At 65.5% G+C, this 24,415-nt stretch carries 23 protein-coding genes; 1 reads left to right on the top strand and 22 read right to left on the bottom strand.

The window, feature by feature from the left end; all coding sequences use genetic code 11:
* Nucleotides 1–10: 10 nt before the first annotated feature.
* The 14 genes from AC5RUO_RS06715 to AC5RUO_RS06650 all read right to left on the bottom strand — a co-directional run bounded on the left by AC5RUO_RS06715 (nt 11) and on the right by AC5RUO_RS06650 (nt 13,464).
* Complete coding sequence (locus tag AC5RUO_RS06715) at nt 11–2,566, bottom strand: bifunctional lysylphosphatidylglycerol flippase/synthetase MprF (RefSeq protein WP_494103123.1); 2,556 nt, start codon at nt 2,564–2,566, stop codon at nt 11–13.
* A complete protein-coding gene (locus AC5RUO_RS06710) occupies nt 2,548–3,861 on the bottom strand; it encodes an alpha/beta hydrolase (protein ID WP_494008634.1) in 1,314 nt (437 codons plus the stop codon). The genes AC5RUO_RS06715 and AC5RUO_RS06710 overlap by 19 nt, the downstream gene beginning before the upstream one ends.
* Nucleotides 3,862–3,866: 5 nt before the next feature.
* The gene (locus AC5RUO_RS06705; protein WP_494103122.1) at nt 3,867–4,298 is read right to left on the bottom strand and encodes a DUF2550 domain-containing protein; all 432 of its coding nucleotides are present in this window, start codon (nt 4,296–4,298) and stop codon (nt 3,867–3,869) included.
* Between the two features lie 10 nt (nt 4,299–4,308).
* The gene (locus AC5RUO_RS06700; protein WP_493975824.1) at nt 4,309–4,593 is read right to left on the bottom strand and encodes a F0F1 ATP synthase subunit epsilon; all 285 of its coding nucleotides are present in this window, start codon (nt 4,591–4,593) and stop codon (nt 4,309–4,311) included.
* Nucleotide 4,594: 1 nt separating this feature from the next.
* Entirely contained in the window at nt 4,595–6,049 is a 1,455-nt protein-coding gene (gene atpD, locus AC5RUO_RS06695) for a F0F1 ATP synthase subunit beta (protein WP_493975825.1), read from the bottom strand.
* A gap of 78 nt (nt 6,050–6,127) precedes the next feature.
* On the bottom strand, nt 6,128–7,018 hold the full coding sequence (locus AC5RUO_RS06690; RefSeq protein ID WP_493975826.1) for a F0F1 ATP synthase subunit gamma: 891 nt from the start codon (nt 7,016–7,018) through the stop codon (nt 6,128–6,130).
* 72 nt (nt 7,019–7,090) lie between these two features.
* Nucleotides 7,091–8,728, bottom strand: a complete 1,638-nt coding sequence (atpA, locus tag AC5RUO_RS06685) for a F0F1 ATP synthase subunit alpha (protein ID WP_493975827.1) — start codon at nt 8,726–8,728, stop codon at nt 7,091–7,093.
* 77 nt (nt 8,729–8,805) lie between these two features.
* Entirely contained in the window at nt 8,806–9,633 is an 828-nt protein-coding gene (locus AC5RUO_RS06680; protein ID WP_494008636.1) for a F0F1 ATP synthase subunit delta, read from the bottom strand.
* The gene (locus AC5RUO_RS06675) at nt 9,633–10,184 is read right to left on the bottom strand and encodes a F0F1 ATP synthase subunit B (RefSeq protein ID WP_050054630.1); all 552 of its coding nucleotides are present in this window, start codon (nt 10,182–10,184) and stop codon (nt 9,633–9,635) included. The genes AC5RUO_RS06680 and AC5RUO_RS06675 overlap by 1 nt, the downstream gene beginning before the upstream one ends.
* Before the next feature lie 51 nt (nt 10,185–10,235).
* On the bottom strand, nt 10,236–10,439 hold the full coding sequence (atpE, locus tag AC5RUO_RS06670; protein ID WP_009356484.1) for an ATP synthase F0 subunit C: 204 nt from the start codon (nt 10,437–10,439) through the stop codon (nt 10,236–10,238).
* Between the two features lie 107 nt (nt 10,440–10,546).
* Nucleotides 10,547–11,347 carry a F0F1 ATP synthase subunit A gene (gene atpB / locus AC5RUO_RS06665; protein ID WP_035751787.1) on the bottom strand — a complete coding sequence of 267 codons (801 nt, stop codon included), beginning with the start codon at nt 11,345–11,347 and terminating at the stop codon, nt 10,547–10,549.
* A gap of 81 nt (nt 11,348–11,428) precedes the next feature.
* Nucleotides 11,429–11,767, bottom strand: coding sequence for an AtpZ/AtpI family protein (locus AC5RUO_RS06660; RefSeq protein ID WP_493975829.1), 339 nt, complete (start codon nt 11,765–11,767; stop codon nt 11,429–11,431).
* Nucleotides 11,760–12,242: a Cg1360 family ATP-synthase-associated protein gene (locus tag AC5RUO_RS06655; protein WP_493975830.1), complete on the bottom strand. Its 483-nt coding sequence runs from the start codon at nt 12,240–12,242 to the stop codon at nt 11,760–11,762. The genes AC5RUO_RS06660 and AC5RUO_RS06655 overlap by 8 nt, the downstream gene beginning before the upstream one ends.
* 109 nt (nt 12,243–12,351) lie before the next feature.
* Nucleotides 12,352–13,464, bottom strand: coding sequence for an MraY family glycosyltransferase (locus AC5RUO_RS06650; RefSeq protein WP_494008637.1), 1,113 nt, complete (start codon nt 13,462–13,464; stop codon nt 12,352–12,354).
* A 286-nt stretch (nt 13,465–13,750) separates the two neighbouring features.
* On the opposite strand from AC5RUO_RS06650, the gene AC5RUO_RS06645 reads away from it, so the two are divergent.
* Nucleotides 13,751–14,647 (top strand): glycosyltransferase, encoded by an 897-nt coding sequence (locus tag AC5RUO_RS06645; RefSeq protein ID WP_494008638.1) that lies wholly within the window; start codon nt 13,751–13,753, stop codon nt 14,645–14,647.
* A 25-nt stretch (nt 14,648–14,672) separates the two neighbouring features.
* On the opposite strand, the gene AC5RUO_RS06640 is transcribed toward AC5RUO_RS06645, so the two are convergent.
* The 8 genes from AC5RUO_RS06640 to AC5RUO_RS06605 all read right to left on the bottom strand — a co-directional run bounded on the left by AC5RUO_RS06640 (nt 14,673) and on the right by AC5RUO_RS06605 (nt 24,414).
* Nucleotides 14,673–15,431 (bottom strand): WecB/TagA/CpsF family glycosyltransferase, encoded by a 759-nt coding sequence (locus AC5RUO_RS06640; RefSeq protein WP_494008639.1) that lies wholly within the window; start codon nt 15,429–15,431, stop codon nt 14,673–14,675.
* Nucleotides 15,428–16,288, bottom strand: coding sequence for an L-threonylcarbamoyladenylate synthase (locus tag AC5RUO_RS06635; RefSeq protein WP_494103121.1), 861 nt, complete (start codon nt 16,286–16,288; stop codon nt 15,428–15,430). Before AC5RUO_RS06635 ends, AC5RUO_RS06640 begins: the two co-directional genes overlap by 4 nt.
* A 12-nt stretch (nt 16,289–16,300) precedes the next feature.
* Nucleotides 16,301–17,173: a peptide chain release factor N(5)-glutamine methyltransferase gene (prmC, locus tag AC5RUO_RS06630; RefSeq protein ID WP_494008641.1), complete on the bottom strand. Its 873-nt coding sequence runs from the start codon at nt 17,171–17,173 to the stop codon at nt 16,301–16,303.
* A gap of 12 nt (nt 17,174–17,185) precedes the next feature.
* Entirely contained in the window at nt 17,186–18,259 is a 1,074-nt protein-coding gene (gene prfA, locus AC5RUO_RS06625) for a peptide chain release factor 1 (protein ID WP_494008642.1), read from the bottom strand.
* Between the two features lie 327 nt (nt 18,260–18,586).
* On the bottom strand, nt 18,587–20,719 hold the full coding sequence (gene rho, locus AC5RUO_RS06620; protein ID WP_494103120.1) for a transcription termination factor Rho: 2,133 nt from the start codon (nt 20,717–20,719) through the stop codon (nt 18,587–18,589).
* A gap of 294 nt (nt 20,720–21,013) precedes the next feature.
* On the bottom strand, nt 21,014–21,988 hold the full coding sequence (thrB, locus tag AC5RUO_RS06615) for a homoserine kinase (RefSeq protein WP_494103119.1): 975 nt from the start codon (nt 21,986–21,988) through the stop codon (nt 21,014–21,016).
* 2 nt (nt 21,989–21,990) lie between these two features.
* On the bottom strand, nt 21,991–23,097 hold the full coding sequence (thrC, locus tag AC5RUO_RS06610) for a threonine synthase (RefSeq protein WP_494008645.1): 1,107 nt from the start codon (nt 23,095–23,097) through the stop codon (nt 21,991–21,993).
* Entirely contained in the window at nt 23,098–24,414 is a 1,317-nt protein-coding gene (locus tag AC5RUO_RS06605; RefSeq protein ID WP_494008646.1) for a homoserine dehydrogenase, read from the bottom strand. It lies immediately after the preceding gene.
* Nucleotide 24,415 lies beyond the last annotated feature (1 nt).

Below are 24,415 nucleotides of genomic sequence, written 5' to 3'. Positions count from 1 at the left end.
TGAATTGTCCTTACTTGACCAGTTTGCTGACCAGCCGTGCTCCCTGCGGCAGGGAAAGCCCGGGCAGGTACGCGCGGGTCAGCGCGCGCCCGATCGCCGGCAGGTGCAGCGGGTCCTGGTAGTAGAGGTACAGCGCGCGGTACTCCGGCTTGAACCGGGACTTGAACGCGGCCAGGGAACGGAAGCCGTACACCGGCTCCAAAGCATGCCCCACAAGGTCGAGGATGCGGACCAGGTTTTCGGCCCCGTCCCGGTCCCCGGTACTGTCGTTCGCGCCGCCGTGGTTGGCCAGCGGCGAGCCGGACAGGGAAATCACCTCCACTGATCCGCGCAGCTCCAGCACGGCCGAGGCGATGAGGAATTCCATGACGCCTGGAAATCCTTCCGCGCCCCGCCGCATGACGTCCAGCGTCCTGCTGACCAGCCGCCCGCCGTCGTACACGGGAAGCCAGCTGGTCACGCCGTGGACCGTGCCGTTGCCGTCCACGGCCAGGCAGCACAGGACCTCGTCGTCGTCCAGCTCGTCCACCCCGCCCAGGGTGAAGCCCATTTCGGGGACGGACTTGTTGGCCGCCCACTCCTCCGAGACCTCGTTGAGCTTCGACCGCAGTGAGGCCGGCAGCGCGTGGTAGGGGCCCCACACCGCCTCAACCCCCAGCTTTGCCGCCCGGTTCAGCGCGGTCCGGACGTTCTGCCACTCCTTGCCTTTGAACTCCAGCTCCCGGATGGCGAGCCGGGTCTCCTGCGCAACCGGCACCCGGGCGAACCCGCGCTCCTGCAGCGCCGGCCACAAGGAGCCGTCGCAGGAGTAAAGCGCCGGGATCAGGGCGTGGCTGCGGCAATAGGCCAGGAACCCCTCGGTGACGGCCGGCTGTGACTGTGCTGGTCCTATTGCCCCGCCCAGGGTCAATGCCACGCTGCCGTGCCGCTGGTACGCAACTGCACCCTGCCCGTCCGGGCTGAACCAGTAGGTGTTGGGCTCCCACAGTGCCATCCAGGACAGCGGGCCGCCGCCCTGGTGCAGCAGTTCCCGCGCCCTGGCGCGGTCCTGCCATCCGGAGTCATGGCCATGGTGTCCAATCAGCACCCACCACACCGCCACCAGTGCCACCACCCAGAACACGGGGCCCGAGTAGGCAAACAGGACTGCCTCCACGCTGTTCCGGTCGGCAAAAACCCGGTGGTAGTGCTGCGGGATGGGAACCGGGACGTACTGCCTGGCGAGCTCGGCGAAAAGTCCCAGCAGCCCGCCGTCGCGCTCCAGGCCGCCTGACCAGAACCATGCGCCGGCGTAGGCGGTCGCCAGGACTCCCCATGTGCCGCCGACCACCAGGGCCACCGTGCGGCGGGCAGCAGGGAGCGTCTGCACCCGGAACTGCCGCCGGTTGAGCCAGAGGACCACGGCGAGCAGGAGGGGCACGACGACGAGCGGCAGCACGTGCGCGAAGGCCGATCCCATGGGTGCCGCCTGCGGCCCCTGCGGACGCGAGGGCACCAGCGCAAAGAGGGCGAGATAGACGGCCGCCAGTGCCGTGACGGCCAGTTGGATGGCAATGGCGATGTTCAGTGCCAGCCTCCGGCCCCGGCGCATGCCGTCGGCACAGATCAGCAGCAGGAGGACCGGCACAACGGCCAGGGCCAGCCCGAACGGGCCTGCGAATCCTGCACGTCCCGCTTCCAGGCAGGAGGCCTCAACGGTTGCCCCGCAGTTCAGTGCGAGCTGGCTGAGTGTGGGCATCGGGTTCAGCACCACGTCGCGCAGCAGTGCCAGCGGCCCGGTGGGCGCACGCGCTATTCCGGTGAGGATAGGTCCGACAGCGAAGACGGCGACGGTCAGTGCCAGGAGGTTCCTCGCCTCCCGGCCCGTTGACCGGTGCCGGTGCAGGTGGCCCTGGTCGCCCTGGATCCACCAGCCAGCCAGGAGGCCGAGGAGGGCGCCAAGCAGGCCGATGACCGTTTCGGCGTGCCCCACGTACAGGACCAGCAGGAGCGAAACGGAGATCACGGCCGTCCGTAGCCGCCGCTGCCACAGCACCGGCAGCCGTGCACTGCCGGCCAGCCCTGCAGCAAGGACCGGACCGTAGGGCCCGATCAGGATGTCGTCCGCCATTTGGTCCAGCCATCCGTCTCCGCCGTACGCAGCCAGCTGGGTGATGAGCAGGAATAGTGTCACCGCGGCAAACTGGCCTCCGAACAGCAGGGCGGCCGCTGCCCGGGACCCCAGTTTCCGCTCCGCAAGCCCCAGCAGCACGATGATCATCAGTGACGCTGCCAGGTACGCCAAGGGGTTGGTGGCGAAAAAGAGGCTGGTGAAGAGCTGCCACCAGTTGCCGTCACGGAGACCGGGCCCGCTCACGCCGGCCAGTTCCAGCAGGTGCTCCGGAGGCCCCGCCACGAAGCTGCCTGTTAGTGCGCCGGTAGTGAGGAACACCGCAAGGACGCACAGGCTGAACGGCACGGACCGCAGCTCGCCGGCGGCACGGGCCAGTGCTGGCCGGATCACGGTGTCCCACGCCAGTGTTGCGGTGCGGACCTCCCTCCCGGAGCTCACCGCCGAAGCCCCCATCTGTCCATGAGGAAATCCAGGGCATCCGCAATCCGCCGCGATGACGTGTCCCAGGAATGGCCGGTGTTTTCCACCTCGTAGGCCCGTACCGTGAAACCTGCCTTTTCCGCTGCGGCCGCCAGCGTCCGCAGGTACCCCACGAACTCTGGATCGTTCTGTCCGGCCGTCAGGTAGAGGCCGCTGCCTTCGAACCTTTGCTGCTGCATGATGGCCAGCGGCGTCTGCCGGTTGAAGGCCTCGGGATTACCGGGGAAGGCGGCGTCGATGGTTTTCTGCCGTTCCTTGGCGATGGCCGGTTCGGCTTCCGCGGAGAATGCCAGTGCCGCAGGGAAGAGTTCCGGGTGCCGCGTGGCCAGTTGCAGCGCGCAGGTGCCGCCGAACGAGAAACCGCCCGTTGCCCAGCGGCTGTGGTTGGTGTCCACCACGAGCGTGGAGCTGATCCACCCGGTGACATCCTTGGTGAGGTAGGTATCCGCACGGGCAATCCGGCTGTCCATGCACATGGTGTTGGCCGACTGGGAACCATTGGGGTCGGGAATCACCACAACCGGCGCCACCCCGCCGTGTGCTGCGGCGTAGGAGTCCATGTGGGCCTGGATGGTCCCGCCCGTCAGCCAGTCCGCCGGGCCGCCCGGCTGGCCCGCGATCAGGACCAGGACCGGAAGCGCCGGGCGGTTGGGGGCGAAGTACGCGGGCGGCATATAGATGTAGGCTTCCCGCGTGTCCATCCCGGACAGGGTTCCGGGAATGGAGGCCCTGCGAAGGGCTCCCCCGGCCGGAAGTTCCCCCTGCGGGCTCCAGCCGTCTAGGATCGCGCCGTCAGGCTGGCCGGGCTGGCGCATCAGCCCGGCTTCAAGGGTAGGAATCCGCGACAGGGTTGTTCCCAAAAGGTCGCTGACAGTCCTGTTCAGGCCGAAGTAGGCGTTGATCTGCACCGAAGACAGCGCGACCACCAGGAGTGCGGCCAGGATGGCGGTCCCGCGGCGCGGCCAACTGGTATGCGGAAGGCGCATCAGGCCCAGGAGCACGGCGGCGACGGCGGGCACCACCCAGAGCAGGACGGTGTCCGGGATGTTCTCGGGGAAGACGGTGAAAACGTTGATGAGAGCCCAGTGGACAGTGGCCACCAGGGCAAAGGCGGCAGCCGCGGCCGCGATGATGCGGAAGATCCAGCGGCGTCCGGTCTGGGACGAAGGGGGCGGCAGCAGGAGGTAGCCGGCCCCGGCGGCACCCAGGACGAGGGCTGCCCAGTACAGGGGGCCGTCAATCAGCCTGGCGTCGAAGAACCAGTCCACGCCGGCTAGCGCCAGGTCCCCACGCCGATGACCGGTCCGGCCTCCAGCCACGAGGAGAGGCCAGTGTAGGCGTCGAACTTCATGGCGAGCCGGAGGTCCTGGCCTTCATAGCGCAGTTCAACGATCACGACGTCGGGCTGGACCTTGACGGCCTCGGCCTCAGTGGGCTTGCGGCGGCCCAGGAGTTCAAGCGAGTGCCGCTTGAACTTGTGTTTGGGCCGGACGCTAAGCGAGAGCAGCCGAAACCACTCAAGGTCGTTGTCCTGATAACGACAAACCCCCATCTGCCAGCTGTTTCCAGCCATGCAGATGGAGGCGTCCACCGTGCCGAGGGCACGCCGCAGGCTGAAGCGGCGTACCCCCGAAAGGCACAGTGCAAAGATCAGCAATCCAAAAGCGGTTGCCAGTGCGATGAACGGAAGACTAGATGCGTCCATCAAGGTGATGCTAGCGAATCCCAGCGGTAGCCGACTCACCCAGGTGGGCGTTGTCAGCAACAATAACCACGCGGTTGTTGTCCACGGAGAAGAACCCGCCGTCGACAGCTACTGCGATACGGTCACCGGACACCGGCTGGATGGCCAGCTCACCTTCGGCCAGGATCGCCAGCAGGGGCGAGTGGCCGGGCAGGATTCCGATTTCACCATCGCTGGTGCGGGCCTTGACCATCTTGGCCGCTCCGGACCACACGAAGTGGTCCGCTGCGACAATCTCAACCTGTAGCTCAGCCATGTTACTTGGTCTGTTCCTGGATCTTGGCCCACTGGCGCTCAACGTCATCGAGGCCGCCGACGTTGAAGAACGCCTGCTCTGCGATGTGGTCGAGCTCGCCGTCGCAGATGGCTGCGAAGCCTTCAACAGTGTCCTTGATGGAAACCGTGGAGCCCTCGACGCCGGTGAACTGCTTGGCGGTGTAGGTGTTCTGTGACAGGAACTGCTGGATGCGGCGTGCACGGGACACGACGATCTTGTCCTCTTCCGACAGTTCGTCAACGCCGAGGATGGCGATGATGTCCTGGAGTTCCTTGTTCTTCTGCAGGATCTGCTTGACACGGACAGCCGTGTTGTAGTGGTCCTGGCCGATGTACTGGGGATCCAGGATTCGGGAAGTGGACGTCAGCGGGTCAACAGCCGGGTAAAGACCACGGGATGCGATTTCACGGGAAAGTTCCGTGGTCGCGTCGAGGTGGGCGAAGGTGGTTGCCGGCGCCGGGTCGGTGTAGTCATCTGCGGGAACGTAGATGGCCTGCATCGAGGTGATGGAGTGGCCCTTGGTGGAGGTAATGCGCTCCTGCAGGAGGCCCATCTCATCAGCCAGGTTGGGCTGGTAGCCCACGGCGGACGGCATACGGCCCAGAAGCGTGGAAACCTCGGAACCGGCCTGGGTGAAGCGGAAGATATTGTCGATGAAGAGCAGCACGTCCTGCTTCTGGACATCGCGGAAGTATTCCGCCATGGTCAGGGCGGACAGGGCCACGCGCAGACGCGTTCCCGGCGGCTCGTCCATCTGGCCGAACACAAGGGCGGTGTCCTTCAGAACGCCGGCCTCTTCCATTTCGACCCAGAGGTCGTTACCTTCACGGGTACGCTCACCAACACCGGCGAATACCGAGGTACCACCGAAGTTGCGGGCAACACGGGTGATCATTTCCTGGATCAGGACGGTCTTGCCCACGCCGGCGCCGCCGAAGAGGCCGATCTTTCCACCCTTGATGTACGGGGTGAGAAGGTCAATCACCTTGATGCCGGTTTCCAGCATTTCGGTCTGGCCTTCAAGCGAGGCGAAGGAAGGAGCCTTGCGGTGGATGGGCCAGCGTTCGCTGATTTCCAATTCCGACTCGGCAACATCCAGGGGCTGGCCCAGGACGTTGAAGATGTGGCCCTTGACGCCGTCGCCGACGGGCACGGAGATCGGTGCGCCGCTGTCCACCACGGACGTGCCGCGGACCAGGCCGTCGGTTGCCTGCAGGGAGATGGCGCGGACGAGGTTGTCACCCAGGTGCTGGGACGTCTCGAACGTGATGGTCTTGGTCTCACCGTTGAGAGTAATCTCGGTGGTGAGTGCGTTATAGATCGACGGGATTGCGTCAGCCGGGAATTCGACGTCGACAACCGGGCCGATGACGCGCGCAATGCGGCCGGTGGCACCGGTCGTTGCGGCTACGTTTTCGGTAGCAGTGGCAGTCATCTCTCTCACTTCACTCAGTAGATGGCGTGGGGTTAAGTTTATCTGTGGTGGTGCAGGTTCAGCGGAACCGTGGCCGGGTTACGACGCAAGGGCGTCGGCGCCGGCAACAATCTCGGAGAGCTCCTGCGTAATCTCGGCCTGGCGGGCCGTGTTGCGCAGACGCGTGTACTTCTTGATCAGGTCCGTGGCGTTGTCCCCTGCCGACTTCATCGCGCGCTGGCGGGCAGCCAGTTCGGACGCCGCGGCCTGCAGCATGGCTGCGAACAGGCGCGATTCGATGTAACGCGGCAACAGTGCGTCAAGAACCCGCTCCGTCTCCGGCTCAAATTCGTACAGCGGCAGCAGGTCCGACTCGGAGGCGGCTTCCTCTTCCACTACCTCCAGGGGCAGCAGCCGGATGACCGTGGGTTCCTGGCTCACCATCGACTTGAAGCGCGTGTAGACGACGTGAATCTCGTCCACGCCACCGTCCTCGAAGTCTGCGGCGAAATCGGCCAGCAGCGCGTCGCCGATTTCACGGGCGGTGCCGAACTCGGGCGCGTCGGTTCCTCCGGTCCAGACCCGCGCGTACTGGCGGTTCCTGAAGTCGAAGTAGGCCTGTGCCTTCCGGCCCACGAGGTAGGTTTTGACTTCCTTGCCTTCAGCGTGGAGAAGCTCGTTGAGACCTTCCGCCTGCTTGAGGACACTGGCGGAGTAGGATCCTGCAAGGCCACGGTCCGAGGTGATTACCAGGACTGCGGCACGGCGGATCTGCTCCGGCTCGGTGGTCAGCGGGTGGTCGATTTCGCTTTGGCTTGCGACAGCAGAAACGGCGCGCGTGATCGCGTTCGCGTAAGGCAGTGAAGCTGCTACGCGCGCCCGGGCCTTACCGATGCGCGAGGTAGCGATCAGTTCCATCGCCTTGAAGATCTTGCGCATCGACGTGGTCGAGCTGATCTTCTGGCGGTAGACCCGGATCTGGGCTCCCATACTTATCCTTTCCTAACATTCCGTAAACCGGGTGTGCCGGACCCTGAGGCCCGGCACACCCGGTGAGCGGAACTAGCGCTTCTGCTTGACGATCTTTTCCTGGTCAACGTCGCCCTCGGAGATGGCGTCGTGTTCCTCGTGGCCGGCGCCCACCAGGTGGTTGTCGCCTTCACCGAAGAAGCCCTTCTTGAAGTCCACAATTGCGGACTTCAGAGCTGCAACGGTGTCGTCGTCCAGCACGTTGGTCTGGGCCAGCGTGGTGAGGATCGAGGACTTTCGGCCCAGGTGGTCCAGGAAGTCGCGTTCGAAGCGGCTGATGTCCTCAACCGGAACGTCATCCAGGTAACCGTTGGTTCCGGCCCAGATGGAGACAACCTGGTTCTCGACCGGGAACGGCGAGTACTGGCCCTGCTTGAGCAGTTCCATCAGGCGGGCACCACGGGTCAGCTGCTGGCGGGATGCGGCGTCCAGGTCCGAGGCGAACATGGCGAATGCCTGCATGTCGCGGTACTGGGCCAGGTCCAGCTTCAAGGTGCCGGAGACCTTCTTCATCGACTTGACCTGTGCGGCACCGCCCACGCGGGACACGGAGACACCCACGTCAACAGCGGGACGCTGGTTGGCGTTGAAGAGGTCAGACTGGAGGAAGATCTGGCCGTCGGTGATGGAGATGACGTTGGTCGGGATGTAGGCGGAAACGTCGTTCGCCTTGGTCTCGATCAGCGGCAGGCCCGTCATGGAGCCGGCACCCAGTTCGTCGGACAGCTTCGCGCAGCGTTCCAGCAGGCGGGAGTGCAGGTAGAAGACGTCGCCCGGGTAGGCTTCGCGTCCCGGCGGGCGGCGCAGCAGCAGTGACACTGCACGGTAGGCCTCGGCCTGCTTGGACAGGTCATCGAACACGATGAGGACGTGCTTGCCGCCGTACATCCAGTGCTGGCCGATGGCCGAGCCGGCGTACGGTGCCAGGTACTTGAAGCCTGCGGGGTCGGAAGCAGGGGACGCCACGATGGTGGTGTACTCCAGCGCGCCGTTGTCCTCAAGGGTCTGGCGGATGGCGGCGATGGTGGACGCCTTCTGGCCGATTGCCACGTAGATGCAGCGAACCTGCTTCGTCACATCGCCGGAAGCCCAGTTCGCCTTCTGGTTGATGATGGTGTCGATCGCGATGGCGGACTTGCCGGTCTGGCGGTCACCAATGATCAGCTGGCGCTGGCCGCGGCCGATCGGAATCATGGCGTCGATTGCCTTGAGTCCGGTCTGCATCGGCTCGTGCACCGACTTGCGCTGGGTGACACCGGGAGCCTGGAGCTCCAGGGCACGGGTGGTCTCGGCCTTGATCTCGCCGAGGTCATCGATGGGCACGCCCAGCGGGTCCACTACGCGGCCGAGGAAGGCGTCGCCCACGGGCACGGACAGAACCTGTCCGGTGCGGTGGACTTCCTGGCCTTCTTCGATGCCGGTGAAGTCGCCGAGGACGATGACGCCGATCTCACGGACGTCGAGGTTCTGGGCGAGGCCCAGGGTCCCGTCCTCGAAGCGCAGCAGCTCATTCGCCATGACCGAGGGGAGGCCCTCAACACGGGCGATGCCGTCACTAGCGGTGGTTACGCGGCCGACCTCTACGCGCTCTGCGTTTCCGGGTTCGTAGGACGCCGCGAACTCGTTCAGCGCAATACGGACGTCGTCGGCGTTGATGGTCAATTCGGCCATCTGCAGTCCCTGCTCTCCTGTTTTGTGATCACCGTAAGGTGACCGGGGTTTCTATCAGTTTGGTTGTGCTTGTCCGGCTAGCCGGCCAGCTGGCGTTGCAGCTCGCCCAGCCTGGTGATGACCGAAGCGTCGAGCACTTCGTCACCCACCTGGACGCGGATTCCGCCAATGAGTGCTGGATCAACATTGACGTTGATCTTCAGTTCCCGCCCATACAGGGCATTCAGGCCCGCCCGAAGGCGTTCCAGCTGCGTCTGCGTCAAAGGACGGGTCACGCTGACCGTTGCAATCCAGCGCTGCTGCCGTTTGGCCGCCAGCTCGGCGAACCGTTCCACAAGCCGGGTGGGCTTGATGCCGCGGGGCTGGGAGACGGCCTGCGTAATGAGGACTTTTGCTTCCTCACTGGCGCCGGGGACCAGCTTCGCGGCAAGGGCAGCCTTGGCGGCTGCACTGGCCTGTGGTTCGGACAGAGCACGTTGTACCTCGTGGCTGGAGGCAACAGCCTGGTTGAAGGAGAACAGATCGTTCTCCAGTTCTTCCAGGCCAGTGATTCCGGAGGCAGAAACGGCCGACTTGTTTTCAGCAACGGAGATGACCACCGTTGCGGCAAGAGTCTCGAGTGCATCGCCGATGTCGCGCGCCGATGCCCAGCGTGAACTGGCCAATTCGCCCGCGATCTCTGCAGCATCAGCGGAGACTTTTCCGCCAACCAGCTGCCTGACCAGCGCCGACTTTTCGTCACCGGAGCGGGACGGGTCAGTCAGGGCGCGGCGCAAGCCAGCCGAGCTGTCCACCATTCCCAGGATTCCGAAGAGTTCCTTTGCCAGCTGCAGCGACGCGGTGGGAAGCTTGGCTTCCAACGCGGCCAGGGCTGTTGCCAGCGATTCGCTCGATACGCCTGCCATTACTTAGCTGCACCTGCGTTCTGGGTCTCCAGATCTGCCAGGAAACGGTCCACGACCCGTGCTGCGCGCTCATCGTCGTTGAGCGATTCGCCAACGATGCGCCCGGCAAGGGTGGTGGCCAGGGTGCCCACCTCAGAGCGCAGCGACACAACAGCCGCCTGGCGCTCGGATTCGATCTGTGCGTGGGCCTGCGCGGTGATGCGGGCAGACTCTGCAGCTGCCTTCTCCTTGAGATCCGCGAGGATCTGGGCACCTTCTGCGCGGGCTTCCTCACGGATGCGGTTGGCTTCGGCGCGGGCGTCGGTCAGCTGCTGCTTGTACTCTTCGAGTGCAGCGGACGCCTCAGCCTGGGCCTTTTCAGCCTTTGCAATGCCGCCTTCGATGGCCTCGGCACGCTCGGCGAAGGTCTTTTCGAACATCGGGACAACGAACTTGACCACGATGAACATGAGGATGGCAAAGCCCACGAGGACAACGCCCATTTCCCAGACGTTGGGAACCAGGGGGTTGACTTCGCCCTCAGTGGCGGCTGAGATGATCAGCTGATTCATTTTTCACCCGTCCTTTTCTACTCGGTTCTGTAAGTTCGCTTCGTTCCAGGACTAGAGAACGAAGGCGAAGACCAGGCCGAGGATGGCGAGGGCTTCGGTCAGCGCAAGGCCGAGGAATGCGATCGGCTGCAGCACGCGCTGTGCTTCCGGCTGGCGAGCAACGCCATTGATGTAGGCAGCGAATACGAGGCCAACACCGATACCACCGCCGATTGCGGACAGACCGTAACCTACGAGGTTGAGATTGCCTTCCATTTTTCTTCCTTTCAAGATGCCACTTCAGTGGCAGGTTGTTTGGGTTGCTTCATCCCCGCGAAGGGGAAGTCTGTGTGTGCCTGCCGGCGTTGGGCCGGCGGCAGTGCCTAGTGGCTGTCGGCGTGCAGCGCGCCTTCGATGTAGATCGCGGTCAGCAGGGTAAAGACGTAGGCCTGCAGGACCATGATCAGGGCCTCGAGCATGTACATGGCGATCGCGCCTGCCAGGACCAGGACCGAGGTTCCCTTGAGCAGGATGTTCTCCTGCATGACCAGGTATTCGATGCCGGAGCCGGCAATCATCACGATGAGGTGTCCTGCGAGCATCGTGGCGAACAGACGGAGGCTGTGCGTGACGGGCCGGACCAGGAAGTTGGAGATGATCTCGATCGGGATCACGATCGGAAGGATGAACCACGGAACGCCGGACGGCACGGTGGCCAGCTTGAAGTAGCGCAGGCCGTTCTTCTTGACGCCGATGGCGATCCAGGTGAAGTAGACGAGGCCGGCCAGCACGTAAGCGCCGCCGACGTGCGAGAACGTGGGGAGCTGGATCAGCGGGATGGCGCCGTAGATGTTGTTCACCAGGATGAAGAAGAAGAGGCTGAACAGCAGCGGGACGTACTTGATGAAGTCCCTGCCGCCGATGATGTCCTTGGCGATTCCGTTGCGGACAAAGCCGTAGGCGGCTTCGCCGGCGAACTGGAGCTTGCCGGGTACCAGCTGCTGCTTGCGTGCGGCCAGCACGAAGAAGGTGGCGATAATGGCGACAGAGAGGAGGACCAGCAGCATCTGCTTGGAGAATCCTTCTGCGGCACCCCACGGCAGGATTGCCGGCAAATGCATTTCGTTAATACCAGGAGGAGCGAACTCTCCTGAATCTTGGGCCGGGAGCGCAAGCGCGATCAACGCGTTTCCTCTCTGCAGTGTCCATCATTGGGCGTTGGGCGGGGACCGGCAGCCTGACGGCCTGCTGTTCCCCCTGTGAAATTATTTGGCATTAGTGTCGCCGTCCGTGGACGGCCCGCTGGCAGCAGGACGCTCCCCAGCATTTTTGCGAGAACTGGTGAGGCCATGCATGTGGGAAAGGTAAAAACCTCCGACGGCTCCAAGCAGAGCGCCTGCGAGCACAATCCAGCGCGTTCCCCACAGATAATCCAGTCCCCACCCTATCAAACTCCAGACGATGATTCCGCCAATGATGTAGCTAAAGACGGCCATTCCGGCGTTGTATCCGCCGTCGGAGTTGTCGCCCGATACACCGGGGGCGGAACCGCCGGATGCGGGGTTAACGCGGGAGGTTTTTCCGGACTTCTTCGGGTCACGCATCGGAGGCCTCCTTAGGTTCTGGATCGTTGTAGATCTGCAGCCGGGCTCTGCTGAAACCATGGATTTCGGCAGCCTGCCAGAGAACGACGGCTGTCACAGCACCTGCGACGAACCAGCGGCCATGCAGCCATTGCGGGGCGCCGACCACAAACAGGACGGCGGCGAAGCCCACCACCTTGATGAAGTACGTTGCCACGAACACGCCGATGGCTCCGGAAGGATTGCTGCGTCCCACGAAATGGCCCACCAGGAGGCTGATTCCAAAGAACAGCATCACCAGCAGTCCGCCCAGCACGCCGGAAACAGCACCGTTGGTGCCGTCCAGCAGCGCAGCGGCCCCGGCGCACAGCACCAGTCCTGCTGCCGCGGCGGCGGAACCGAGCTTCAGGAGATGAAGCCAGAGGGACCGGGTGGGACCCGAAGCACCAACGTGTCCTTTGCCGGACGCAGGTCCGGACTCGGCGTTGGAGGTCATGCGATCCCAATCGTCGGTACCAAGCGGCAGCAAGCCACAAGGCGGGGTGGAGGGGCAGCTTTGGCTGCCCCTAAATTCTACATGAGATAGAAATGTTTACGCACCGGCGTTACGCCGCAGTTTCCTCGTTACGGCGCGCGAGGTAGGGCCATGCGGTGACGAGGCCCATCACCAGGGTGGCGAAGAGGTCCACGGCGAGGACGATCTGCCACGGGAAGATGGCAAAAGCCAGTCCCCCGAAGGACAGCACGCCGGTCCACAGGTACATCAGGACTACGGCAGTGCGGTGCGAGTAGCCGATGTCCATGAGCTTGTGGTGCAGGTGGCCCCGGTCGGCGGACCACGGCGACCGGCCGCGCGCGGTCCTGCGGACCACCGCAAGGCCCAGGTCCAGCAGCGGCAGGAACAGGACGGCAAACGGCAGCAGGATGGGAATCACGGTGGAGATACCGTTGGCCCGGTCGTAAAGCCCGCTGGTGATCTGGCCGGTGGAGACCACACCCGCGGAGGCCATGAGCAGCCCGATCAGCATGGCGCCGGAGTCCCCCATGAAGATTTTCGAGGGGAACCAGTTGTGCGGCAGGAAGCCCAGGCAGCTGCCTACCAGGACTGCGGTGATGAGGGTGGCAAGGTCCGAATAGTCCAGGAGGACGGCGTTGCGGTGCACCCAGTACGCGGTAAAGAAGAACGCGGTGCCGCCGATGATGGCCACGCCGGCGGCCAGCCCGTCCAGGCCGTCAATGAAGTTGAAGGCGTTCATGGTGGTGACGATCAGTCCCGCGGTGAGCACCACCCGGATGGTTTCGTTCTCCAAGTAGATGGGTTCCGGCACCCAGGGCACGATGGTCATCTGGACGCCCCAGACCGCCACGGTCAGGGCGGCGGCACTCTGGCCGATGAGCTTCACCCACCACCGGATGTCCAGCAGGTCGTCCGCGACGCCCACGAGGACGATCACGGCAGCGCCGGCAAGGACGCCCCACGGCGAGAAGTTGTTCCGGTAGATGTCCTTGACGAAGAAGGACTGGCTCGCAACGATCAGCGCCACCATCACGCCCAGGAAGATTGCGACTCCCCCGAGCCTCGTGACGGGGGTTGAATGCACGTCGCGGCTGCGGATGGGCAGGTGCAGTTCGAGCCGGTGGCCCACCACGCGGGCACCCCAGGTCGCGGCATAGGACACGACGGCAGCAGTCAGCCCCATGAGCAGGTACATGATCATGGGGTGGTGGCCGTTTCAACTGGAGTGGAAATGCAGCGGAGCAGCGTTGGCGGCTGTACCCCGGCGGGTGGGCTCACTGGCAGGGAATCTGTTCTTCGATAAATGAAACTTCTCCGTCGCCGAGCGCGCAGCAGGCAGTGCGAAATGGCTGACACGCAGTGCCTTACAGGGCTGTATTACAGTGGACTCTAGTCAAAGATACTAGCGCCACCGGCTTCATGGCTCCGCGCCACACGGCGCATTACGAGCGGGGAACTCCCTGACAGCCATGCTGAAAGGACCCTTCATGACCCCCCGCATTGCAGTTGCCGCCGTCACCTTCAACCGCCCGAAGGAACTGGCTGTGCTGCTGGATTCGATCAACGCGCAGACGGCGGCGGTGGACACCATCTGCCTGGTGGACAGCGGAACGGAGCCGGCGCATGAGGTCGCCGGCCGGCACGAAAATGTGGACTACGTCAGGTCGGAGGCCAACTTGGGCGGAGCAGGCGGCTTCGCGCTGGCCGCGCTCAAGGCAGTGGCCAGCGGCGCCAGGTGGATCTGGATGATGGATGACGACGCCGAACCTGCGGATCCCGAATGCCTCGCCACCCTGCTGCGGGAGGCGGAGGCGCGTGACCTTGAAGCGGTGGTCCCGCTGGTGACGGCCCCGGGGCATCCGGACCGGCTGTCCTTCTTCTTCCGCCTGGACGGAAAAGTCACCCACAGCAGGGCCGAGGTTGAAAAGCTGGGGTTCCTGCCCAACGACGGGCATTTCTTCAACGGCGCGCTGATCCGTTCCGACGTCTTCTTCAAGGTGGGCCTGCCCGACATGCGCCTCTTCATCCGCGGCGACGAGGTTGACTTCACCATCCGCCTCCGGAAGGCCGGGATCCGCTTCGGGACCGTGACCACCACGGCCATTACGCATCCCCATGCCTTTTCCGAGACCCAGCATGTCTATGGCGCCCGCTGGCACGTCATCGTTCCCGAGAATGCGTTCAAGCGGTACTACTACTACCGCAACCGCGGGTACCTGATCCGGCGCTACTTCCGCGTCCGTTCGCTGGTGGCCGATGTGGGCGGGTACGCGGGCTACTTCCTGCAGCGACGGGACCTGGCAGGGTTCCTGGGCTGGGCCTCATCGTTCAGCAAGGGCCTGCGGGGCAAGGGCTTTGCGCCCCTGGAGGACCAGAAGTTCTAGGCCGCGGCTGAAGTTCCTGCGGCCTTTACTTCCTACGCAGCCGCCTGCCGGCCAGGAGCCACAAGAGGACCCACGGCTCGCCGAAGACCCGGTAAGCGACGCGCCGGGGATGCAGGAGGAGGCGCCAGGCCCATTCGAGGCCAAGGCGGCCAAGCCAGCGGGGAGCCAGCTTCTGGACACCCGCGAGCTGCTCAATGGCACCGCCCACGGCGCAATACACAGCGGGCGGCAGCGATTCCAGCCGGCGCTGGAGGACTTGTTCCTGCAGCGGCATGCCAAGCCCCAGCAGGACCAGCTGCGGCTGCTGGCGGTGCAGCCATTGAACGGCGGCATCTTCGAGGCCGGGGTTCCAGTTCTCTCCCGGGAGTCCGGCCACGTGCGCGCCGGGAACAATGGCCTTCAGCCTCGCTACCGCACCCGCATTCGCCTCGGCGCCGGCTCCCACGACGGCTATCCGCTCCAGTCCCCGCACCTGGTCCAGGGCGGGAAGCCAGTCGGTTGAGCCCAGTCGGTAGTCCATGACCGGGCCCTCGGCATTCCCGGTCCTCCCCCACAGCCACAGCACCGGGGCACCGTCAAGGAGCACCACGTCGCTGCGCTCGTACAGGGAGCGGAAGCCGTCGTCGGACAGCGTCAGGGTGACGCTGTGCAGGTTGTGGCCAAGGACCGTCCGGGTGGATCCGTCCTGGATATAGCGGCTGAGCGCTTCCACCAGTTCGGGAACCCGCAGCGGGGTCGCATCAACCTCCAGGAACGGGATCTGCTGGCGTTCCAGGGTCGTCAAGGCTGCTGGCTCTGGTCCGGAGCAGCCTGGCCCTGTGCCGGGGAACCGCCGGGTGCGGGAACTACGGCGGAGGAGCCTGCGGCCGCGGGCACATCTTCGATGCGTTCCTCCCCCACGGGCACGGCATCAGCGGGCACCACAGCGGGCACCGCGCCAGCAGGCTCCTCAGCAGCCGGATCCTCCTCCGCCATGGGAATCTCGCCGAGTCCAAGAACGCCGGGCACGTGTTCGCGGAGCTGGTCCAGGCTGACGGCGCCGTTGCGGACTACCCGGAGACGCGGCCCGGTGGCGTCCACGATGGTCGAGGCCACCGCAGCTTCACCCTCGGCAGGGCGGAAGCCGCCTTCCAGGTAGACCTCCACAGAGTCGGCCAACTGCTCGCGGGCGGCCGCGGCGGTCTGCGCCGGCGCGTGGCCGGTGCGGTTGGCCGAGGAGACGGCAAGCGGCCCGGTGAGGGTCAGCAGTTCCTGGGCGATGTCGTCCGCGGGCATCCGCAGTGCGACAGTTCCCTTGGTTTCGCCGAGATCCCAGTCCAGGGACGGCTGCGCGTGCAGGATCAAGGTCAGGCCGCCGGGCCAGAACGCCTCGGCGAGCTTCCGGGCGTCAGCGGAAACATCCGTGGCCAGGCCGTCCAGGGCATTGATGCGCGGGATCAGGACGGGCGGCGGCATGGTGCGGCTGCGTCCCTTGGATACCAGGAGCATGGTAACGGCCTGCGGTGAGAAGGCGTCGGCCGCGATGCCGTACACAGTGTCCGTGGGAAACACCACGCACCTTTTTTCGCTGATGGCGCGCTGGGCATGCTCCAGCCCCTGGGCGCGCTGGTCGTCAACGGTGCAGTCATAGGTTGTGGTCACTGGCCTATTCTTTCATTCCGGGTGGTGCTGGTCCGCGAGCACGGCGCTGGTGGCGCGCTCCTTCTGGTTCAGGTCCACATGCGTGGTGATGTTGCGCCACGTTCCCGCGCGGCCCATCATCGAAGCAATCCAACCGGCCTGGACCTCTGCGTGCTCGATGACGAAGAAGCCGCCTGGCTGCAGCAGCCGGGCAGCCGAGGCCGCTGCCGCCGTCGGAAGTTCCATGCCGTCCGCTCCCCCGCCGTAGAGTGCTTCCGGAGGGTCGTGAAGCGCAACTTCGGGCTCGTTAGGGATGGCCTCTGCAGGGATGTAGGGCGGGTTCGAAACCACGACGTCGAAGGTTCCGTTAAGCTCCGGCAGTGCCGTACGCAGGTCCCCCAGCACCAGGTGGACGCCCAGGGGCGCCAGGTTCTTTGCCGCCCAGGCATGCGCCAGGGGGCTGAATTCCACGGCGTGCACCTCCGCGCCGGGGACCTCATAAGCGATCGATCCGGCGATGGCGCCGGATCCGGTGCCGAGGTCCACGATGCGGGGCGACGGCATCCCCTTGGCGTGGTCGATGACGAGCTGGGCCACGGACTCCGTCTCCGGCCGCGGAATGAACACGCCGGGACCCACCGCCAGCTCGAGGTAGCGGAAATGCGCCACCCCGGTGATGTGCTGCAGGGGGACCCGGCCGGCCCGCTCCGCCACCAGCTCTGCGTAGCCGTCGGGGGCTGGCGCATCGCCCAGCATCAGGGCGCGAAGCCGGCCCAGACCCACCTTCAGGAGGTGGTCGGCCAGCAGTTCGGCATCGACGCGCGGGCTGGGGACACCGGCGTCGCGAAGGATGGCAGTTGCCTCACTGACTGCTGCAGCGAGGGACTGGCCCGGCTCGTTGGTCATACCCGGCAGGAGCTAATCGTTCAGCGCGTCCAGGCGCGCCTGCTCGTCCATCTCGATGGCGGACTGGATGACGGGCTCCAGGTCGCCGTTCATGACCTGGTCCAGGTTGTACGCCTTGTAGCCGGTGCGGTGGTCCGCGATGCGGTTCTCCGGATAGTTGTAGGTGCGGATGCGCTCCGAGCGGTCCATGGTGCGGATCTGCGACTTCCGCTGTTCGGAGTTGGCGGCGTCGATCTGCTCCTGCTGGTGGGCCAGGATGCGGGCGCGGAGGACCCGCATGCCGGCTTCGCGGTTCTGCAGCTGCGACTTCTCGTTCTGCATGGCCACGACGATGCCCGTGGGCAGGTGGGTGATGCGGACGGCGGAATCCGTGGTGTTCACGGACTGTCCGCCGGGGCCGGACGAGCGGTACACGTCGATTTTGAGGTCGTTCTGGTTGATCTCGAGCTCCTCGGGCTCATCGACTTCCGGCAGGACCAGGACGCCGGCGGCGGACGTGTGGATACGGCCCTGGGATTCGGTAACGGGAACGCGCTGCACGCGGTGTACGCCGCCTTCGAACTTGAGCCGGGCGTACACGCCCTCGGCGGGATCGTTCGAGTTGCCCTTGACGGCTACCTGGACGTCCTTGTAGCCGCCGAGGTCCGACTCGGTGGCAGAGATGATTTCGGTCTTCCAGCCGCGCGACTCGGCGTAGCGGGTGTACATGCGCAGGAGGTCGCCGGCGAACAGCGCGGCTTCATCGCCGCCTTCACCGCCCTTGACCTCGAGGATCACGTTGCGGGCGTCGTCGGGATCGCGCGGGATGAGCAGCCGGCGGAGCTTCGCAGCAGCAGCCTCCAGCGAAGCCTCAAGCTCGGGCACCTCGGCAGCAAACTCGGGATCCTCGGCAGCCATCTCCTTGGCGGCGGCAAGGTCGTCGCGGATGGCCTCCCACCGGTGGTAGGCCTCAACAATGCCATTCAGCTGAGCCGAGCGCCGCCCGAGCTTCCGGGCAAGCCGCTGGTCAGCATAAACAGCAGGATCCCCCAGCTGCGCCTGGATGGAATCATGCTCATCAAGCAGGCCCTGTACGGACTCAAACATCTATAAACCTCTTTCGACTTGTACAAGTCTAGTAACAAACACACACGTGACCGCGGCTGGCGGGCTTAACGACAAAGCCGCGCAGATTTTTCCGCCCCGGGAGCGTTCGACGACTCCCAACCTTCGCAAGCTCAGGTCGGGGCCCTCGTCGTCTCTCTTATCGGGCCTGCCGGAGCTGGGAGGCTAACGATTGAAGATCGGAAGCCTCCCAGCGTAGGGGCGGGGGCGGAAAAATCTGTGCGGCGTCAGCACCGGGGCAGCAGAATCAGCCGCAACGCGAAGGGGCGGGGCCGGCAAAAATATGCGACGGCCCCACCCCTGGCTCAGCTACTTGTCGTTATCCGACTTCGCACCAAGCGTCGTCTTCTGGACCTGCATGAGGAACTCGACGTTGCTCTGGGTTTCCCGGATCTTGTTGGTGAGCAGTTCAAGGCTCTGCTGGGTCTCGAGTCCGGAGAGGACGCGGCGCAGCTTCCACATGATCTTCACTTCTTCCGGCGAGAGCAGGTTCTCCTCGCGGCGGGTACCGGACGCGTTGACGTCCACGGCGGGGAAGATGCGCTTGTCCGCCAGCTGGCGGGACAGGCGGAGTTCCATGTTGCCGGTGCCCTTGAACTCTTCGAAGATGACCTCGTCCATCTTGGATCCGGTCTCCACGAGGGCGGTGGCCAGGATGGTGAGCGAACCGCCGTTTTCGATGTTGCGGGCGGCACCGAAGAAGCGCTTGGGCGGGTACAGGGCCGCGGAGTCCACACCACCGGACAGGATGCGGCCCGAGGCCGGTGCTGCCAGGTTGTAGGCACGGCCCAGGCGGGTCATGGAGTCCAGCAGGACCACCACGTCCATGCCCATTTCCACCAGGCGCTTGGCGCGTTCGATGGAAAGTTCGGCCACGGTGGTGTGGTCATCGGCGGGGCGGTCGAAGGTGGAGGCAATGACCTCGCCCTTGACGGTGCGCTGCATGTCCGTGACTTCTTCGGGGCGTTCGTCAACCAGCACCATCATGAGGTGGACCTCAGGGTTGTTGGTGGTGATGGCGTTCGCGATGGACTGCAGGATGAGCGTCTTTCCGGCCTTGGGCGGGGAGACGATCAGGCCGCGCTGGCCCTTGCCGATGGGTGCCACGAGGTCGATGACGCGGGGACCGATCTTCTTGGGATCGGTCTCGAGGCGCAGCCGCTCGGACGGGTACAGCGGAACCAGCTTGGCGAATTCGACGCGGTCCTTGAGTTCTTCTGCTGTCTTGCCGTTCACGGAGGTGACGCGGACCAGGGCGTTGAATTTCTGGCGGTTGGACTGCTGGCTGCGGTCCTCGCCGTCGCGGGGTGCACGGATGGCACCAACGACGGCGTCGCCCTTGCGCAGGTTGTACTTCTTGACCTGGGCCAGGGAAACGTAGACGTCGTTCGGGCCGGGCAGGTAGCCGGAGGTACGGATGAAGGCGTAGTTCTCCAAAACGTCCAGGATGCCGGCGACGGGCAGCAGGACATCGTCCTCGGTAATTTCGACTTCGTCGACGTCGGGGCCCTGGGAGCGTCCGCGGCGGCGGTCGTTGCGGTCGCGGAAGCGGTCGTTGCGGGAGCTGTCGCGGTCCTGGCCGCCGGAGCGGTCATTGCGGTCGTTCCGGTCGCGGCGGTTGCGGCGGTTCCTGCGGCTGCCGCCGTCGGTATCGTCGCTGTCGTCACGGCGGTTGTCGCGGGCGCCTTCGCGCTGGCCGGCCTCGCGGCTGCCTGCGTTGTCGCGGCCGCCGTCGGAGTCGCGTCCTGCGGTGTCCCGCCCGCCGCGCGTGCGGCCCTCACGGCGGTCTGTGCGCTGGCCGGCTTCGACGGAGTCGGCGGCGGGGGCTTCGGCGCGCTCAGATGTGCGCTGCTCCACGGGAGCCTGTTCCGGTGCGGCCTGCTCGGCCGGAGCCTCGGCGGGGGCTTCCTGCGCGGCCCCGGCAGCTTCGCCGCGGCGGCGGTTGCGGGTGCGCGGCTGGCGGCGCTCGGGTGCGGCTTCCGATTCAGCGGCTTCCGGCGCGGCAGGAGCTTCCACCGGAGCGGCTGCAGCAGGTGCCTCGGCAACTGTTTCAGGTGCTGCCGGGGCAATCACGCCGTCGCTGACTGCCCGGCGGCTGCGGCCACGGCCACGGGTGCGCGGGGCTTCAGCGGCAGGGGCATCCGCGGTTTCCGGTGCGGCCGCAGGCGCGTCGGCAGCGGGAGCAGCCGTGACCGCGGTGGCCTTGTCGGCAGCCTTGGCCGGCGCCTTCGTGGTGGGGGTGCCGGCGCGATGGGCGGAGATCGCCGTCACCAGGTCCCCCTTGCGCATGCGGGAACCGCCGGAGATACCCAACTGGCTGGCGAGGGCCTGCAGCTGGGCGAGCTTAAGGCCGGCAAGGCCGCTGCTCTTGGCGGGTGCTGCCGGCAATTCGGCGGCTGAAGATAGTTCCACAGCTGGTGACAGCTCAGTGGTTTCGGTCACGAAGGATCCTTCCCCCTCGACGGCGTCCAGACTGGGAGCTGGACGCGATGATTTGATCTGGGCTGCAGTTCAGATCTGCAGCCGGGATTTCGGCCTTGCCGGTTGGATTTCGGCCAGCAGGGCCGGATACTGATTCACCTTGCGCTCCGCCCATGGCGGAACGCCGGGCTGACGCTTTCAGGGGCAGTTGGATGCTGCAGGTTCCTGCGTCAGACCAAGCAGGTGGCACCGGAATGCATTCGCAGTAGGAGATCAAATAGCAATTGAATGCAGGAGCAGATCAGATAGGCGGAATTACCGCCGGTGCATGTCCACCTTAGCACCTTCAACGTCCACTGCGAGCTTCAGTACGCGCCAGGCTACATCCGGCGTGTTGGCCGCGGTATACGAGTCAATGAACGTGAGGGCTTTGGCGGCTTCCACTTCACCATTTGCGAGGACCAGGACGGTGGGCCCGGCACCGGAGACCACCGCTGCATGGCCGGCTGCGCGAAGTGCTGTGATCAGCGCGGCGCTTGGCCGCATGGCTTCCGCCCGGTAGCTCTGATGCAGATAATCCTCGGTGCCCGCCAGCAGGAATTCCGGCTTTTGAGTGAGGGCGTGGATCAGCAGGGCCGCGCGGCCGGAGTTCATGGCTGCGGCGTGGTGGCCCACGCTTGCCGGGAGCAACGCGCGGGCCGCCTCGGTGGACAGTTCAAAGTCCGGAACCGCCACGATGGGGATCACTGATCGGGCCACGGTGGCGTTGGTGCTGCTGTACTGGTCACTGTCCTGCCACGACAGCGCCAGTCCGCCGAATATCGCGGGAGCGACGTTGTCCGGGTGCCCCTCCAGCTCACTCGTGAGCTGGAGGATCCAGTCCTGTCCGCGTCGGCTGCCGGCCGGAACCATGGCGTTGGCCGCGGAGACCGCAGCCACTACGGCGGAGGCCGAAGAGCCGAGGCCGCGCCCGTGCGGGTTGACGTTCTCCGCCGTCACCTTGAGGCCCCCGTGGCGGAAACCCAGCCGCTCGAAGGCCGCATCCATGGCGCGGATCACCAGGTGGCTGGCATCACGCGGCAGGGTGTCGGCGCCTTCGCCGCGAAGGTCGAACACGAGTTCGTCCGTGTCGAGGCTTTCCACGGTCAACGTGTCATGCAGCGCCAGCGCGAGGCCCAGGCTGTCGTAGCCGGGACCGAGGTTCGCTGAGGTGGCGGGAACCCGGACGGTGACGCGCTGGCCGGCCTCGATGAGTTGCAGTCCGACGGCGGCCTGCGAGGTGGTGTCCAAGGTTATTTTTCTTCCAGTCCCAGTTCAGCGGCAACGGTCACGACGTCATTGGACACCTTGACGGGCTGCACGTCGCTGCCGTCTTCGGTGCGCAGGGCCCACTGCGGGTCCTTGAGGCCGTGCCCGGTGACGGTGATGACGATGGTCTTCCCGGCGGGAACTTCGCCGGCGGCGTGCTTCTTGAGCAGGCCCGCGACGCCAGCAGCGGAGCCGGGCTCCACGAACACGCCTTCGCGGGAGGACAGCCAGCGGTGGGCGTTCAGGATTTCCTCGTCGGTAACAGCACCGATGAGCCCGCCGGATTCGTCACGGGCACCGATGGCACCGTCCCAGGAGGCGGGGTTGCCGATCCGGATGGCGGTGGCGATGGTGTCCGGTTCGGTGATGGGATGGCCCGCAACGAAGGGCGCGGCACCAGCGGCCTGGAAGCCCCACATGGCGGGGGTCTTGGTGGCGACGGCGGGAAGCGTGCCGGCAGTTTTCGACTCGAACGGAGCGGAGTACTCCTTGTAGCCCTTCCAGTAGGCGGTGATGTTGCCGGCGTTGCCCACGGGAAGCACATGGATGTCCGGGGCATCGCCCAGCGCATCGACGATTTCGAACGCGCCGGTCTTCTGGCCCTGGATGCGGGCGGGGTTGACCGAGTTCACCAGGAACACCGGGTAGGATTCCCCCAGTTTGCGCGCGATATCCAGGCAGTTGTCGAAGTTGCCGTCCACCTGGAGCAGCGTGGCACCGTGCGCGATGGCCTGGCTGAGTTTGCCCATGGAGATCTTGCCTTCGGGCACCAGCACGGCACACTTCAGGCCGGCTGCGGTGGCGTACGCGGCAGCGGAGGCGGAGGTGTTGCCCGTGGAGGCGCAGACGACAGCCTGGGCACCGGATTCGACAGCGGCCGTCATGGCCATGGTCATGCCGCGGTCCTTGAAGGAGCCGGTGGGGTTCATGCCCTCCACCTTGAGGTACACCTCGGAGCCGGTGAGTTCGGACAGCTTCTGCGCGTGGACCAGCGGGGTGCCGCCCTCGCCGAGGGTGATGACCCGGGTGGACTCCGTAACGGGCAAACGGTCAGCGTATTCGCGGATAACGCCGCGCCATTGGTGAGCCACTTAGACTCCTTCTACCCGCAGAACGGATGTAACTGAATTGATCACGTCCAGGCCCTTCACGGCCTCGACGGTGGCCGCGAGGGCGGCCTCTGACGCGCGGTGGGTGACGATCCGCAGTTCGGCGGACTCCACGTTAGACTCCGCGTCGCGGTGGATGGTCTGCCGCATGATTTCGATGGAGACGCCATTTTCGGCAAAGATCTGCGCGATCCTGGCCAGGACCCCGGGCTGGTCTGCGACATCGAGCCCGATGTAGTAGCTGGTCACGGCGGCGTCGATGGGCAGCGCCGGAACGTGGCCGGTGGTGGTCTCGGTGCGCTGCGGTCCGCCCAGGACCAGGCGCCGCGCCGCGGAGACGAGGTCGCCCAGCACGGCGGAGGCCGTGGGGGTACCGCCTGCGCCCTGGCCGTAGAACATCAGCTCGCCTGCGTTTTCTGCCTCAATGAAGACGGCGTTGAACGCGCCGCGGACGGCGGCCAGCGGGTGTTCGCGGGGCAGGAGCGTGGGGTGGACGCGGACGGAGACTCCCTCGCCGCCGTCCGCGTCCGTCAGCTTCTCGGCAATGGCAAGGAGCTTGATGACGAAGCCGGCGTCCTTGGCCGCGGCGATGTCCGCGGCGCTGACTTTGGTGATGCCTTCGCAATGGACGTTTTCCAGGGCAAACCGGGTGTGGAAGGACAGCGTGGCCAGGATGGCGGCTTTGGCGGCGGCGTCATGGCCCTCGACGTCGGCAGTGGGATCCGCTTCGGCGTAGCCGAGGCGCTGGGCTTCGGCGAGGGCGTCGGCGAACTGGGCACCCGTGGAATCCATCTGGTCGAGGATGAAATTGGTGGTGCCGTTGACGATGCCCAGCACGCGGGTGATCCGGTCGCCGGAGAGGCTGTCACGGATGGGCCGCAGGATGGGGATGGCACCGGCGACGGCGGCCTCATAGGACAGCTGGACGCCGGCCTTGTCCGCTTCCTCGTACAGAGTGGGCCCGTCCTGGGCCAGCAGTGCCTTGTTGCCGGTGACCACGCAGGCGCCGTTGCTCAGCGCCGAAAGGATCAGCGTGCGGGCAGGCTCAATCCCGCCCATCAGCTCGATCACCAGGTCGGCATCCTTGACCAGGGTTTCGGCATCCGTGGTGAACAGTTCCTGCGGCAGCTCAACGTCCCGCTTGGTGCCCAGGTTGCGCACGGCGATGCCGCTGAGCTCCAGGCGTGCTCCGGTGCGGGCAGCAAGGGCGTCGGCGTCCTCAATCAGGATCCGCGCAACCTGGGCCCCAACGTTGCCACAGCCCAGCAGGGCCACTTTCAGGGTTCGCATTTCCGTCACT

The sequence above is a fragment of the Arthrobacter sp. Y3221087 genome (assembly GCF_059089905.1).
This window is presented reverse-complemented; position numbering and strand designations above follow the sequence as displayed.

Coding starts and splice junctions, on each gene's coding strand:
- atpD (WP_493975825.1), bottom strand. CDS start 6,049: ATGACTGCCACTGCTACCGAAAACGTAGCCGCAACGACCGGTGCCACC.
- AC5RUO_RS06705 (WP_494103122.1), bottom strand. CDS start 4,298: ATGGACGCATCTAGTCTTCCGTTCATCGCACTGGCAACCGCTTTTGGA.
- AC5RUO_RS06675 (WP_050054630.1), bottom strand. CDS start 10,184: ATGAATCAGCTGATCATCTCAGCCGCCACTGAGGGCGAAGTCAACCCC.
- AC5RUO_RS06645 (WP_494008638.1), top strand. CDS start 13,751: ATGACCCCCCGCATTGCAGTTGCCGCCGTCACCTTCAACCGCCCGAAG.
- atpE (WP_009356484.1), bottom strand. CDS start 10,439: ATGGAAGGCAATCTCAACCTCGTAGGTTACGGTCTGTCCGCAATCGGC.
- AC5RUO_RS06690 (WP_493975826.1), bottom strand. CDS start 7,018: ATGGGAGCCCAGATCCGGGTCTACCGCCAGAAGATCAGCTCGACCACG.
- AC5RUO_RS06655 (WP_493975830.1), bottom strand. CDS start 12,242: ATGACCTCCAACGCCGAGTCCGGACCTGCGTCCGGCAAAGGACACGTT.
- prfA (WP_494008642.1), bottom strand. CDS start 18,259: ATGTTTGAGTCCGTACAGGGCCTGCTTGATGAGCATGATTCCATCCAG.
- prmC (WP_494008641.1), bottom strand. CDS start 17,173: ATGACCAACGAGCCGGGCCAGTCCCTCGCTGCAGCAGTCAGTGAGGCA.
- AC5RUO_RS06680 (WP_494008636.1), bottom strand. CDS start 9,633: ATGGCAGGCGTATCGAGCGAATCGCTGGCAACAGCCCTGGCCGCGTTG.
- AC5RUO_RS06660 (WP_493975829.1), bottom strand. CDS start 11,767: ATGCGTGACCCGAAGAAGTCCGGAAAAACCTCCCGCGTTAACCCCGCA.
- AC5RUO_RS06650 (WP_494008637.1), bottom strand. CDS start 13,464: ATGATCATGTACCTGCTCATGGGGCTGACTGCTGCCGTCGTGTCCTAT.
- AC5RUO_RS06715 (WP_494103123.1), bottom strand. CDS start 2,566: ATGGGGGCTTCGGCGGTGAGCTCCGGGAGGGAGGTCCGCACCGCAACA.
- AC5RUO_RS06700 (WP_493975824.1), bottom strand. CDS start 4,593: ATGGCTGAGCTACAGGTTGAGATTGTCGCAGCGGACCACTTCGTGTGG.
- atpA (WP_493975827.1), bottom strand. CDS start 8,728: ATGGCCGAATTGACCATCAACGCCGACGACGTCCGTATTGCGCTGAAC.